We start from the raw sequence: 12,819 nt of genomic DNA on the forward strand, positions 1-12,819 counted from the left end.
CGGGACCGCCTGGCGACAGCTCGCCTAGTTCGTAGCCTGGTTGAGTGCGTCGGTCAGATCGTCGATCGAGGTGGGCTCTAGCCGCTGGTCGTCGAGGAAGAATGTGGGGGTACCCTGCACGCCGAGAGCCAGTCCGTCTGCGACGTCGGCGCGGATCCGGGCGAGCGTAGCCGGACTGTCATAGACGACATCGAAGGCCGTCATGTCCAGACCGAGGTCGACCGCGAAGCTGCGAAACAGATCGTCGGCTGGGGTTCGTTGTTCACCCCACTGAGCCTGTGTGGTGAACATGCGCTGATACATCTGCTCGAATCGTCCCTGTTGGGCGGCGGCTTCTACTGCACGAGCGGCCCGTTCGGCGTTGAAGTGACCGGGCATGGGGAAGTAGCGCACCACGAAGGTGACGCGGTCACCGTAGGTGCGCCGCATGTCCTCGATGATCGGATAGAGCGCGCCGCAGGCCTCACACTCGAAGTCGAGGAACTCGACGAAAGTGGCTTTGCTCTGCGGTGGCGAGGTCAGTCGATGGCTATCAGGTCGCACCACCAGATCTGAAACCAGTGCGGTGTCAGTCGGTGTAGGTGTGTCTTCTCTGTCGAGGAGCACCGCGACGCCGATGGCGAGCAGAATGGCAGCGAAAATCGACCACGCGATCTTGGTAGGTCTGCTGGTGTTCATGACTGCAACCGCGAGGCGATGTCGGCGGGAATCGGCATCGGGCGCATCAGGCCGGCGTCTACTCGTCCGGTGTTCCCTTCGGGGTAGCGTCCGCTCAGCGATCCTGGGGCAGCGACGATGATGCGCAAGACCTGTCCGAGCGCTTCGCGCCGATCATGCTGACGCACAGCGAACCTGAACATCGCGACGTGATTTTGGGTGTGCAACCAGGGGTCCGGCTGGGACACGATGTGGGCGCGTTCGAGATGATGCCACCGCTGCTCGGCCACCTCGGTGACAGCCGCAGCCGCCATCTCAGAACGGTAGAGGTCACGGGCGGAGTCACTGATGCGAGCCATCACGAGCCTCCTCAGCGCAGCAAGAACACCCGTGATCCTCGCCGGCACCGGCGAGCTGGCCAACAGGTGCGCAGCAGGCATCGCCCTTCCAAGCGTTGACGCCCTCACGCACCGCGATTGCGGCGATCACCAGCGCGGCGACCGGATCCGCCCATGACCATCCGAACAAACTGTTGAGCAACAAACCGACCAGCAACACCGCCGACAGGTACGTGCACAACAGCGTCTGCTTCGAGTCGGCCACAGCGCTCAACGAGCCGAGCTCGCGACCTGCGCGGCGTTCTGCCCACGACAGCAACGGCATGATCGCCAAACTAACCGCGGCCAACACGATGCCGATCGACGAATGCTCGGCCTCGCTACCTACCCCCAGCAGAGTGCGAATCGAGTCGACGCTCACGTACGCAGCCAACGCGAAGAACGAGAACGCAATGATCCGCAGCGCAACCTTCTCCCGCCGTTCGGGATCCTTGCCGGCAAACTGCCAAGCAACTGCCGCGGCCGAGGACACCTCGATCACCGAATCCAGGCCGAACCCAATCAACGCCCCGGACGAGACCCGCGCGCCTTCGCTGATCGCGATCACGGCCTCGATCACGTTGTAGGTGATGGTCGCTGCGACAAACCAACGGATACGACGCTGCAACAGCTCCCGGCGTTCGACACTCAGCGACGGACGGCCAAGACTCGGTAGGCCCAGCTCGGCGGCCATCAGCAGCACCCCTGGTCGCCGGAGTCGGGGCAGCACGACGGGTCCACCGCGAGCACCAAGCCGAGTAGATCGTCGAGCGCGTGCCCAATCCGGCTGTCAGCCAGTTCATAACGACTACGCCGGCCCACCGGCACTGCAACCACCAGACCGCAACCCCGGAGGCATGCCAGGTGGTTCGACAATGCTTGCCTCGACACCCCGATCGTGTCGGCCAAGTCCGCCGGATAGGCCGGACCGTGCCGCAGCCGCAACAGCACCTGCGTGCGGGTCGAATCAGATAGCGCGTAGCCGAACCTCGTCAGAGCGTCCCGCTGTGCAGTCACAACAGTTCCCATGACGCGTACTGTACATGGATCTGTGTATTCAGAAAATAGTGAACATCGACGTGCTGGGCGGCCGTAGGAGCGGGCGGCAGGTGCAGGTCGCGTCCGTCATTCAGAACCGGCGCGTTCCATCACGACACGAGCGGCACGATCAAATCTGGCGGCAAACAGAGAGTTGTCTTTTCGACGATGAAACCCCCAGGTGTCGCGGTACTCGCGGTAGAAGAAACCCATCGCGGTCAGGTAGTGACGCTCAACGGTCAGAAGCTTCGCGACGACGCGACGCAGTTGGTCAGCCGAGGCAGGTGATGAAGCGTCAGGGGCCAGCCGGTAGGCCGCCAGACGATGAGACCACGTGCCCTCGAGGTAGTCCGCCCAGTCGACCTGGTGTTCCGTGAGCACGTCGACAGTTTCAGGCATCGCGTCTGCGGCAACTGCCGCCGCGATGTAGGCCATCTTCTTCGACGACCAATTGTGAACCGCAGCGATATCACCAGCAAGCCGTTCGACGTCGTTGGCGTTTGTCTTGTCAACGACTGCCTCCATTACATCTAGATTCACGTCGGTAGCGACCTGGCCCGCGGCGGGCCAGTCCACCTCCTGCGCGAGCGGGAAGCCCTGCGCGTAGACCGCCCGCTCCACCCGGTACTCGTCCAGCGCGGTCGTTGCCAGCGCATAAAGCACCTGTTCGCCCATCTGCGGCGAACGAAGGTCAAGGTCGGGATGGCCCTCCATCCGCGAATGGATCAGAGCATGTCCGGCCTCGTGCGCCAGTAGTCGGCCGAGCTGTGCGAGTTCCAACCCGCGCACGGGTTCAGCGTTCACCACGATCACCTGGCAGTCGTCAGATACCGGGATTGTCTTCGCAGCAACGACATTCGTTCCACGGGCAGTGTCGTACGTCGTTGAACTCAACAGATCGCGAACCTCGCTGACGAAGTCGTCACAGATCACAACCTCCGCGGACGCAGGACACGACATTCGATCCAGCCCTTCGGACATCGTCGCTAGCTGATCGCTGGAGAAGCCGGCACGGTTGTCAATGCGAATACCCACGCTGAGCAGCCTAAGCGTCACCTACGACATGTTCAGACGCGTCACTTCGCCACGAACTTGCCCGCCCATCGACCTGAGCTCGATCTTGTGCCGCCAGTTCATCTCGGACGCAGGTGCAGAATTCCGGAACCCACCCGACTCCATCCCATTTCGTCTCCCACGCCCACCCCGGGCCCGTCGGTGCCGTGCCTGCGGTGGCGAGCATCGGTGACATACCGGCCATCAACCCATCCGATCTGGTGGCCCCGAACGCTGAAGCCGCCGACCCAATGGTCGGCGGCTTCAGCGCGGCGAAGAACTACTCGGCGAGTTTGGCGACCGCTTGGGCCCACAGGAAGTACTTGTTAGTGCCCAGGTCACGCACGGTCTTGATGTTGAACGCTGCCTGCAGCTTCTCCGCATCGCCGTCGCTGACCCCTTGCAGGGCCGCCACCGGCGCATCAGCCAACTCGGCCAGCGACTTGTCCTCGTAGGCCTTGTCGAACTTGTCGGCAATTCCAGCCATGACCACTCCTTCGAGTCTCGACAACATTGAACGCAGCACTCGGGCGCTGCGACCGCAGCCTAGACCGTCATCATGACCAACCGTGGCACGTCGCCGAACTCGCGAGCTCGAACAGGGGGGTTGCTGTGGTCAGGATGCAGACGATCCGAAGGGAGCTGCGCGCTTGGGGGCTGGTTTCGGTGCAGGCTTCCACGTAATGGTCCAGCTGGTGAGTTGCTCACCCAGCGGAGCTTCATAGATCACCTGGGTGGGCTCGGGGCCGCCGGTAATGTCGAACACTACGGTGCCCCGGGTTTTCTGTCCGGCTGGCAGATCGCCTGCGCGTAGCGTGCTGTCTCCGGTCCACGAATAGTCGTAAGTCGTTCCGTCTGCGGCCTTGACGAAGAAGTACAGCGGGTTCACCGGGACAGCACCGCGAGTGGCCTCGATGGTGACGTCGATCGTCATTTCGCTGCTGTTCTTGCTGGCGGAGTTCAACGTCACGTAGCCGGCCCAGTCGGTGTAGCTGAAGTACGCCGGGGATGGGGCGGCACTAGCGATGGCGGTTGTGGGTGCCAGAACGGCGAGAGTGGCCAGGATGGCAACGATGACGCGCTTCATGTGTTCTCTTTTTCTCTGATCCGACCCGACGCAAACGGGGTGATTGTGCCCGGCGTGTCCCTCCCGAAAGACCCGCTGACCGAACCAGATCGTAGCCCACTCGGACAGCATGTCATGAACATGGCGGCGTAGTACGAACAGGTTAATCTTGCTGCGTTACAACATAAAAGAGGCGAGAGCGGTACCTCAGCACTGCGCTACCGCACTCCTGTCAAGTACGCTACCGATGCACCACACCACCCCCTTCGATGCGAGATCGACTGATCCACCGCAAGTAGGAACTGGCTCTGGAACGGGCTGGACCGGTTATCGGGGTACCTGTCACTGGGACACCAGCTTTTACCGTTCGTACAAACTCGAAAAGGACAAGCACACGTGAAAATGCGTCTCGCTACGATTTCCGCCTCTGTAATGGCTGGCTGTGCTGCAGCGTGCCTTGGCGCCGGCACATCGGCTGCCGGAACCGTGGACCAAGCCGCGTTCTCCCATTCGGGCAAGGTGACCTCGGACTACAAGTTCACCCTGACAGTCACGAACAACTCTCCCTACTCAGCTGGCTGTGCGTTCAGTATTTTCAAGCCCAGCGCAGCCGATGCCGCAGCGAAGCTCGCGACCGCGTACAACGCTTGGTACGACAGTGACACCGACGCCGAGTACAACGCACGTTGGGCCGATGCGATTGAGGCAAGCACAAGCATCCCGGCCTCAGAGACAGTCGCGAATCCGCCGAACATCGTCTTTGCGCCCGGACAGACACAGTCGACTCATGACTTCGCCGAGGTGACGGATCAAAGCCCGTCGTATGTGGTTTTTCAAGCCTGCGTGGGTTCAGAAAACGGGTCGTCCTTGAATAGAGTGGGGGCCGCCACAACGTACACGATCACCGTGCCGGCGGCAGGAGTCGGAACTGGGAGTCTTGGGTCGCTCTTCGGGTGATATGAAACCTCGAACATGAGCCCGTTCGGCACAAGCATGTGGCCTGTCCTTCGCGTTGAGGCCGGGGCCTCAACGCGAAGGAATCGATCCTCGATGACGCAGCGCGGTAGCCAGGGGAAGGTCGCTAGGAGATGCCTGACTAGGAATGGTGACCCTGGTTACTGGGGTCGTTGGTTTCGCCGGCGTCACCGCGAGTACTGCATGATGCCAGTCCTAGGTCCGGACACCTCGATAGACAGGGTCTCAGTTCGATGAGCGATCTTATTCTCTGGGTTCCCATTTTCGCGGGAACTATCGCGATCATGTGGATCGCGACGCGAGCAGCCAACAAACAATCGAAACGCCGACGATAACCTTTGATCCCAGAAGCACTTTCATACCCATCCGGTCAGCCGCATCATCCGATGACCACGCCCTGAATCGCTGGTCTTCGCTGACTGGCACCCCGCAGAGCCGCCCTCCGACGGAGTTCTAGCGAGTCGGCTTAGCCCACAGAGTGATGTAGTAGAAGCCATCGCCGCCCTGGTGACAGCGCCCGTATTCGGCGCGCTGGTATCGACGGAACTGGCGTTGAATGTTGTTCTCGCAGGCATCGCGATTTGCATAGGGCTGCTTCAGCTTCAGCCAGGGGCGAAGGTCCGTGCACTCCACCGGCGGCGAGCCTCCGATGGCTCGACTGAAGGCACACCACGCATCGATATCCGGACCTAAACTCTGCGGTTTGGCGTCAGCTGTCCCCGCCGCCACGGTGCTCAGAGTGGTCGCCATCAGTCCGGCCGCCAATGCGGCACCCACACGCTTATTCACAGCGAGCATTATCCGTTATCGCGGTTCGCGCTGGCGACGCCAGGTCGGACATGTGGTGACTCGGGTCGCCCGAATCTCGGGTTGTCATTCATGGGCGTGCGCGTTGGTGAGTCTGACCGCGCGGGTGGTGCACGATCTCATCGGCGGCATCCCAGGCGGTCGCGTGAGTGGTCGGTCCGGGTCGGTCCACGTGCTGCACCGTGATATTCCAGCCGCACAGCAACTCTGGTGATCGAGAGATAGCGAGGACCTCGTACTCGCGCTCGCGGTAGGCCGACTTGTATCGACCTCCCACCACACGCGGGCCAATCTCTCTCTCGACCAGAGACGTAGCGGCGATGACCTCGGGCTCCGCAATCTCAGGGTGCTCGTTGGCGATCATCGCGCAATCGTCCCAGGTAGGTCTGACAGTGTGCGGGAACGGCGGGAGACCTGCTGCGTGAGGATCGCGAGGGTCAGTGCCGCTGCGACTGCCGCGCCAGTGGCTGCGCACGCGATGGCTTCGAGACGCCACATGGCATTCACCTCTGCGGTGTCGTTGGGGCAGCAGCGAACTCGGCGAGGCGGTCGCGGTAGCCGCGATCAAAGTCGGAGTTGGCTGGGAAGCGGTTGAGGATGAGGATGGCGGTCGCCCCGCGATGTTGCGGGCTGACGCGTCGGATCGTGTGGTCGGCGGCGAGGTAACCGGCGGTCTCCTCGGCTAGGGTGATGCGTTGATGCATGTCACGGGTCCTTTCCGTGGTGTGTGTTCCGGTCCGTGGGTGGCTGCAACCACCTGCGGACCCCTTACTTTCGGCCTGGCGGGGCGGGTCACACCCCTCGTTCGAGGGAAAGGCGCGCCGCGGCCTGCTTGGCATCTGCGCGGGCTGCTTCGGCGGCGTCGAGATGGTTGCGGAGGGCGGTGAGCTCGTCGGTGATCTGGGCGATGCACTCGGCGGGAGTCGTGGCGACACCGAGGGTGTCCACGGCAAGGTCGTCGCGTTCCGCCAGTGCGCGGTAGTCGCGCTCCACCTCCATCGCCCGGCGCGCCACAGCCCGGATCTCGTCGTACAGCCGGTCGATCGGCTCATCCAGAGTGCTCACGATGTCAACTATAGACGACACACTGTGTGTCGTCTATAGTTGTCGTGTGAAGGATCGGGGTGACGACCTGCGCCGGGTGGGTGGCCGTCTCCGTGCGCTACGCCGGGAGGCGGGCGAAACGCAGGCGCAGACCGCGGCGAGCATCGGAATCTCACGCCAGTACATGTCCGAAGCGGAATCGGGGGCCAACCTCACCCTGGCGGTGATCTATCGGCTCGCCGACCATTTCGGTGTCGCACCGGCATCGATCCTCGATGATGCAGCACGAGAGTCAGGGGAGGGGCGGTAGGAGATGCCTGCTCAGGCATGGGTGACCCTGGTTGTCGGGGTGGTTGGTTTCGCCGGCGTCATCGCCAGCATGATCCAACGCACCTACGCCGACCGTCGCGCCGAGTGGTGGCGGCGCGCCACCTGGGCGGTCGATCACACCCTCTCAGAAAACATCGATGCTCAGGTCCTCGGGTTCGACGTGCTGGCCCGGCTGCAATCCTCGGCCCTGGTCACCAAAACGGAGGCCGACATGTTCAGCGAATGGGGTCGGATCAGGCTGTTCGAGACCGGCGGGCCAGATGACATCACCGCGCAGCAGGCGCATACTGGCAGCGAGGAGGACCGATGACCACGACAGAACGCCGCACCACCGCCGCTGCCACCCGCCGCCCGCTGGCGCCGGCCGCGCGGCGGGCCGCTGCGCGCATGGTCCTTGCCGCCGACAAAGCCAGCGGCAAGACCTCCGATCCGCGTGTCATTGCGATCGCCGAAGGCCGCGATACGGTGTCTGGCGAGACTCGCTGAGTCAGCCGTACTGGCTCATCCAGGCAGCGTCTTTGCGCTGACACCACGCCACGCCCATCGTGCCGCTGCCGTCGTAACTGATGACTCAACCACTATACGACGGTTGTTGGCGACGATCATCCCGCCCACCTGCAGATTTCCGGGAACAGTGCTCGCGTGAACCCATCGATGGTGGGCTTGTGCGCTGAGTTCGTAGACATCCTCAAGAAGCGAGGTGTTGCTCCAACCGAGCGGCTCTTCGCGCAAGTTTTCTGGTCGAACATCGGTCACCCTTCTTGTGTCAGATGCCGTTGCGCAGTGGTAACGAGCGCAGCCGCAGGACCATATCGAAGTGATGGATACTCCGCCATGAAGTCGGCGAGGACGGTATTGATATTCGCGACGCCGTGCGATGCGTGATGGCTGTAGATCTCAACTGCTCGGTAGCCCATGGTTAGTAGGCCCTCGTCGCTGAAGGCTTCAAGGTAGGCGCGATTCGCTGATGTACGGAGTTGGTATAAGTATTCTTGCTCTTCGGCTGCTGAGGCTCTAGGGCCCGCAACCTGCAGAACTGTTTCCGATCCGCCCGAGGGCCCGGACTCGGTGCTTGATGATGTGAGTGCAAGCGAAAGCCCAACGACTAGCACTGCGAGCGCGATTGATGCGGCGCCGATCGCAATTAGTAGGTTGCGCGGATTGCTGTACCACGCTGATGTCGACTGCATGGACGCTGTGGCATGGGGTGTTACGTAAGGGGGGAAACTGTTGGAATGGTTGATGCTGGGGGGCTGTTGAGGTCCATGTCGCTGTCGATCACCTGGCCCGTTAGATCTGGTCACACGCGTTCCTTCGCTCGCTCAATCCCGCGCGTTACGGACCGACCTGCACATCGCGCGACCTGGGCTTTCGGGATCGTCGGACAGATCCGCGCGTCATTACGATCGCCGAAGGCCGCGACACGACTACTGCCGAGTCTCGCTGAGCCCACCCACCAAGCTCGTCCCGGCCGTGATTCTGTCACCGCCACCACGCCCATCGTGACCGCTGCAGCGAGTAACTGATGACCCCACCACTGTCCGACGGCCGTGCAGGCGACGATTATCCCGGACCACGTGCAGGTTTCTGAGCACAGACCCACGACATGTTGCGTCACGAACGTGACCTGTGGGACGTCGGCATTGATGCGCCAGCGTGGTGGCGCTCATCGCGCGAGTCCGACCTTCCGGGACCGCGCAGCGCACCTCCAGCCGACGTAAAGTAGCTGCGTCCTCGGCTCGCTGGTCATCCGCCCGGATCATCGGCGGGCGGCGATGCGCTCGCCCTCCTGGTGCTGCATCCATGCGATGACATCGAGGATGCGGAGCTCGCTGATCGTTTGGGGCAGTTCGGCATGTTTCCGCGCGTCGTAGATCCGGCGTCGCAGGTTGGGGTCGGTGCGCAATGCGGTGTGAATCGGGACCAGGTGTGGTCCGCCGCGGGTGCCCAGGACCTCGGAGACCACGGTGTCCCAGATGGGGTAGAGACGAGGCCGTTTGCGTGCGATGAGTTTGGTCGCAATTCCGATACCTGGCACCTCTGAGCTGGTTCTCGAGGCGCCAGGCCGGCCAGGTGCTGTAGATGGGCCCGGTTTCGTCGGCGAGGTCTCGGTCAGGGCCGATAGCGCTAAGAAGGTCGCTGAAGTGGTCGCGGCGATCGCGCAAGAGCGTGCGCGCTGCTACCCCGCCTGCGTCGACAGACAGTAGCTGGATGGCGACGATATCATCGGCGGTGAAGACGTTGACGTCGGCGGCGCGTGTTGCGAGAGAGTCCCAGTCGTCGAATGAAGCTCCGGTGAAAGCCGTTCCGGGATACGGGTTGCCGAAGTAGGCGCGCAAGAAGCTGACGGCCTTGTCGTGGTCGTCGGTGGTCAGTGCGTGCGGAATTGTGATGGCCCTCGATCCCACCCTCCCAGAGCCGGCAGGGATGGCAGGCCCGATCCGTTCGAACCAGCCGTTGAGCAGGAGCTCTCGGGGTTGCCTGTGCGGCTTTCGCCCGACTCTCCGCACATGCCTGGCAGGGATTATCCGCCAGGTTCCTCAACGGTGGGGTACACAGAGTGAAACGCATCGACGCGGGCCTGGATCGCCTCGGTGTCAGCGAACTCTGTGTGGTCTGCTGAGTGGGGACCGGTCACGGTGGAGTTGATCTGGGCGCGAAGTGCCGCCGATCGGGACTGATTGGCACCCAGTCGGTCCCGGGCATCGAGGGCCGCATCAATACCGGCGGCTTCTCTCGCGCACCTTTCGATGGCATGGACGTGAGTCGCGATTGCAGTGAGTCGCTCGACAGCGATGCGATGTCCACGTGCGATTGCTGATCGGTCAGCGCTGGTCTGGTTCTCAAGTTGCTCAAGCTCTTCGGTGGGCCGCATGATCGCGTCGGCTGCTACGACTTGCCGATACAACAGGAATAAACTCGTATCGAAACTGACCTCGCCGAGCGAACCTTCTGCGCTCGCGCGAGAAGACTGCACCGCGATCGCTGCGTTCTCTGCGCGACACACCTGATCCACCAGGGTTGGCAAGCATCGGGAGATCTGAAGGCTGGTGACCGCCTTGCCGTCTGCGGTTGACGGGGCTCAAGAAACTTCCCCAGGTGTGCTCACTGAAATTCCCCACCCGTGGGCGGCTCCTACTGTAGCGTCCGTCGGGTTGGTGCGGTGGCGGTGCGCTGGTTTTGGGTGCGGGCGTGGTGGTCGCGTAGCCGGTAGGAATCGCCGTCGAGTTTGAGCACGACGGAGCGGTGTAGCAGTCGGTCGAGCATGGCGGCGGCGACGGTGGTGTCGCCGAGGACTTCACCCCATTCGGCGACTGACCGGTTGGTGGTGATCACGATGCTTGTCTTCAAATATCGTTGTGCCACAACTTGAAACAGCGCTGACGCGGCTTCGGCCGGTAGCGGCAGGTATCCGAGTTCGTCGATCACCAGCAGGGTGGGACCGGCGAAGAATCGCATGCAGGTGGCCCAGCGGCCCTCGATGGCGGCTTTGTGGCAGCGGGCGGCCAGATCCGCGGCGGTGGTCACATACGTGCGGTAGCCGGCGTGCACCGCGGCATGCGCCAGCCCGACGGCGAGGTGGGTTTTGCCGGTGCCGGGCGGTCCGATGAGCAGCACGTTGGTGGCCGATTCGAGGTAGGCGCAAGTGCCCAGTTCGCGGATCAATGCTCGGTCGACTCCGGGGGCGGCGTCGTAGTCAAACCCGTCCAGGGTGGCGGGGGTGGGCAGGCAGGCGAACCGCAGCCGCCCGGCCAGGCGGCGGGCCTCGGTGGCATCGACCTCGATGCCGAGGAGGTGCTCGAGGGTGTAGGTCATCGTCCACTCCTGCTCGGCGGCGGTCTGCAGCACCTGCGGTAGGGCTTGCGCGGCGGAGTCGAGTTTGAGTGCGGCGAGATGCCCACGTAGCTGCTGATACACCGAGACCGCCGATTGTGACTGCGGTGCATCACTGTTCGGATTGGAGGTGGTGGTGGTTTCGTCGGTCTTGTTGGTCATGGGAGTTGGGTCCTGTTCTGTGCGGCGCGTTCGTACACGCTCAGATCGATCACCGACGCCTCGGTCGGTGTGGCGGGGTGGGCGGTTGCGCGGCGCAGCGCTTCTGCAGCTTGTCGGGCGGTCTGGCCGGGTGGGATGCGTTCCTTGCGGCGATGCGGTCGGCGACTCGATGAGGCGCCGGCCTGGGCCAGGGTGTCCAAGGCGACGACATGGCCGTGGTCACGCACTTGGGCTCCCGAGCCGGCAGTGGCCAGGCGGTGGCGGGCGATCACGATGCCCGAGTCGGTGGCGATGTCGATATGCCCGTCACCGAGACGCTCACTGACGTGCACGTCGCTCATCGCCAACTCCGGGGGCACCGAGTACTGGTTGCCCTTCCATGCCGCCAGCGCCTGGCGAGACACTTTCCGCACCTCGGTGACCGTCGTCGGGTACGGAGCTGCTGGCGGGGCGCTCAGGGGTTCGCGTTTGGCGATGGTGGCCACGTTCGAGCGCCCATCTTTGGTTCGGCGCACCCGAACATCCGAGCGGGTCCGGCAGAACGTGTCGCAACTGGTCTGGGCTTGCTCGACGGTCAGCTCGTCAGGAAGTGTGCGCCACCAGCGTTGCGCGGCAATGTGATTGGACTTCTCCACCACACCCTTGCGGTTCCCGCGCCGGGGTGGGCACACGGCCACCGAGACGCCGTAATGCTTGGCGACGCCGGCGAACTCGGCGGTCAACGCGCCGGTTGCCGGGTGACACACCGTGGCCATCCGGTCGAACCGCCACGACTTGGTGACCCCACCCAAGCGGCGGGTGATGCGGTCGATACCGGCGATCACCTGCGGGCGGGTCATATCCGGTGCCAGATAGCCACGCCACCGCCCCGAATGCGACAGTGACCCGACCAGCAGGAATGCGGTCGAACCCCAACCCCACTGCGCTGGAGGATTCGGCAACTCCACCCAATCCCATTGTGTCTCTTCACCCGGCGGGTGTTCGATGATCGCATTCGCCCGTTCGGTGACCTGCGCGCAGTCCGCACACTTCGGTCGCAGACCGCGAGTCCGGATCTGGCGGGTCAGGGTCTGATACGACTGGGTGTAGCCGAGGTCCTCGAGTTCATCGCACAACGTGCGTGACCACAGATGCGGGTCCTCGTCGAGTCGGGCCCGGACATAGTCGAGGTAGGGGTCGAACGGATCAACCGCCGGCCTCTTGCGCTGGCCCGGGGTGCGCTCACCGTTGAGGTAGGCCCGGATCGTCTTTCTATCGTGGCCGGTGTGGCGGGCGATCGCCGAGATCGTCCACCCCCGGTTGTGCAGTGCATGTACTTCCACATCGTTCTCCCGTGTCAACATGAAAGCGGGCCTCCCGAGGTTGCTGGTGAGTGGTCAGAGACCATCAGCATCACGGGAGGCCCGCCTACTCTGGCGGAGCCACACGGGTGGGGAATTCAGATGAGCATCACTGGGGAATTTCGATGAGCGCCGT

The 12,819-nt window shown here is 63.2% G+C and carries 18 protein-coding genes and 1 pseudogene; 4 read left to right on the forward strand and 15 right to left on the reverse strand.

Annotated features, from left to right (window positions below; translation table 11 throughout):
• Positions 1-24: 24 nt before the first annotated feature.
• The 7 genes from AB4Z55_RS26290 to AB4Z55_RS26320 all read right to left on the reverse strand — a co-directional run bounded on the left by AB4Z55_RS26290 (position 25) and on the right by AB4Z55_RS26320 (position 4,212).
• Entirely contained in the window at positions 25-678 is a 654-nt protein-coding gene (locus AB4Z55_RS26290) for a DsbA family protein (protein ID WP_369518905.1), read from the reverse strand.
• Positions 675-1,016, reverse strand: coding sequence for a DUF3703 domain-containing protein (locus AB4Z55_RS26295; RefSeq protein ID WP_369518904.1), 342 nt, complete (start codon positions 1,014-1,016; stop codon positions 675-677). Before AB4Z55_RS26295 ends, AB4Z55_RS26290 begins: the two co-directional genes overlap by 4 nt.
• Positions 1,000-1,728 (reverse strand): cation transporter, encoded by a 729-nt coding sequence (locus AB4Z55_RS26300; RefSeq protein ID WP_369518903.1) that lies wholly within the window; start codon positions 1,726-1,728, stop codon positions 1,000-1,002. Before AB4Z55_RS26300 ends, AB4Z55_RS26295 begins: the two co-directional genes overlap by 17 nt.
• Positions 1,728-2,063, reverse strand: coding sequence for an ArsR/SmtB family transcription factor (locus AB4Z55_RS26305; protein WP_369518902.1), 336 nt, complete (start codon positions 2,061-2,063; stop codon positions 1,728-1,730). The genes AB4Z55_RS26300 and AB4Z55_RS26305 overlap by 1 nt, the downstream gene beginning before the upstream one ends.
• Before the next feature lie 96 nt (positions 2,064-2,159).
• Positions 2,160-3,107, reverse strand: a complete 948-nt coding sequence (locus AB4Z55_RS26310) for a hypothetical protein (RefSeq protein WP_369518901.1) — start codon at positions 3,105-3,107, stop codon at positions 2,160-2,162.
• Between the two features lie 298 nt (positions 3,108-3,405).
• The gene (locus tag AB4Z55_RS26315; protein ID WP_369521081.1) at positions 3,406-3,612 is read right to left on the reverse strand and encodes a hypothetical protein; all 207 of its coding nucleotides are present in this window, start codon (positions 3,610-3,612) and stop codon (positions 3,406-3,408) included.
• A gap of 129 nt (positions 3,613-3,741) precedes the next feature.
• Entirely contained in the window at positions 3,742-4,212 is a 471-nt protein-coding gene (locus tag AB4Z55_RS26320) for a DUF1942 domain-containing protein (protein ID WP_369521082.1), read from the reverse strand.
• Between the two features lie 375 nt (positions 4,213-4,587).
• Between AB4Z55_RS26320 and AB4Z55_RS26325 the strand changes: the two genes are divergently transcribed.
• Complete coding sequence (locus AB4Z55_RS26325) at positions 4,588-5,148, forward strand: hypothetical protein (protein WP_369521083.1); 561 nt, start codon at positions 4,588-4,590, stop codon at positions 5,146-5,148.
• A 471-nt stretch (positions 5,149-5,619) separates the two neighbouring features.
• Here the strand turns inward: AB4Z55_RS26325 and AB4Z55_RS26330 are convergent, their stop codons facing one another.
• From AB4Z55_RS26330 to AB4Z55_RS26345, 4 genes are all read right to left on the reverse strand, one after another.
• Positions 5,620-5,955, reverse strand: a complete 336-nt coding sequence (locus AB4Z55_RS26330; RefSeq protein ID WP_369521084.1) for a hypothetical protein — start codon at positions 5,953-5,955, stop codon at positions 5,620-5,622.
• 88 nt (positions 5,956-6,043) lie between these two features.
• Entirely contained in the window at positions 6,044-6,337 is a 294-nt protein-coding gene (locus AB4Z55_RS26335) for a hypothetical protein (protein ID WP_369521085.1), read from the reverse strand.
• A 139-nt stretch (positions 6,338-6,476) separates the two neighbouring features.
• Entirely contained in the window at positions 6,477-6,677 is a 201-nt protein-coding gene (locus AB4Z55_RS26340) for a hypothetical protein (RefSeq protein ID WP_369521086.1), read from the reverse strand.
• Positions 6,678-6,765: 88 nt separating this feature from the next.
• On the reverse strand, positions 6,766-7,038 hold the full coding sequence (locus AB4Z55_RS26345; RefSeq protein ID WP_369521087.1) for a hypothetical protein: 273 nt from the start codon (positions 7,036-7,038) through the stop codon (positions 6,766-6,768).
• Positions 7,039-7,084: 46 nt separating this feature from the next.
• Between AB4Z55_RS26345 and AB4Z55_RS26350 the strand changes: the two genes are divergently transcribed.
• Genes AB4Z55_RS26350 through AB4Z55_RS26360 form a run of 3 tightly spaced genes read left to right on the forward strand, consistent with a single transcriptional unit; the run spans position 7,085 to position 7,833 of the window.
• Positions 7,085-7,327, forward strand: a complete 243-nt coding sequence (locus AB4Z55_RS26350) for a helix-turn-helix domain-containing protein (protein WP_369521088.1) — start codon at positions 7,085-7,087, stop codon at positions 7,325-7,327.
• Between the two features lie 3 nt (positions 7,328-7,330).
• Positions 7,331-7,657, forward strand: a complete 327-nt coding sequence (locus tag AB4Z55_RS26355) for a hypothetical protein (RefSeq protein ID WP_369521089.1) — start codon at positions 7,331-7,333, stop codon at positions 7,655-7,657.
• Entirely contained in the window at positions 7,654-7,833 is a 180-nt protein-coding gene (locus tag AB4Z55_RS26360; protein ID WP_369521090.1) for a hypothetical protein, read from the forward strand. Before AB4Z55_RS26355 ends, AB4Z55_RS26360 begins: the two co-directional genes overlap by 4 nt.
• Positions 7,834-9,106: 1,273 nt before the next feature.
• On the opposite strand, the gene AB4Z55_RS26365 is transcribed toward AB4Z55_RS26360, so the two are convergent.
• The 4 genes and pseudogenes from AB4Z55_RS26365 to AB4Z55_RS26380 all read right to left on the reverse strand — a co-directional run bounded on the left by AB4Z55_RS26365 (position 9,107) and on the right by AB4Z55_RS26380 (position 12,686).
• Positions 9,107-9,385: a DUF6308 family protein gene (locus tag AB4Z55_RS26365; RefSeq protein ID WP_369521091.1), complete on the reverse strand. Its 279-nt coding sequence runs from the start codon at positions 9,383-9,385 to the stop codon at positions 9,107-9,109.
• Between the two features lie 55 nt (positions 9,386-9,440).
• Positions 9,441-9,857: pseudogene (locus tag AB4Z55_RS26370) on the reverse strand (DUF6308 family protein); the annotation flags it as partial.
• Positions 9,858-10,482: 625 nt separating this feature from the next.
• On the reverse strand, positions 10,483-11,343 hold the full coding sequence (gene istB, locus AB4Z55_RS26375) for an IS21-like element helper ATPase IstB (protein WP_024498619.1): 861 nt from the start codon (positions 11,341-11,343) through the stop codon (positions 10,483-10,485).
• Positions 11,340-12,686 (reverse strand): DDE-type integrase/transposase/recombinase, encoded by a 1,347-nt coding sequence (locus tag AB4Z55_RS26380; RefSeq protein WP_191834414.1) that lies wholly within the window; start codon positions 12,684-12,686, stop codon positions 11,340-11,342. The genes istB and AB4Z55_RS26380 overlap by 4 nt, the downstream gene beginning before the upstream one ends.
• Between the last annotated feature and the right edge of the window lie 133 nt (positions 12,687-12,819).

This window comes from Gordonia sp. ABKF26 (assembly GCF_041103195.1).
Classification (GTDB): Bacteria; Actinomycetota; Actinomycetes; order Mycobacteriales; family Mycobacteriaceae; genus Gordonia; species Gordonia terrae.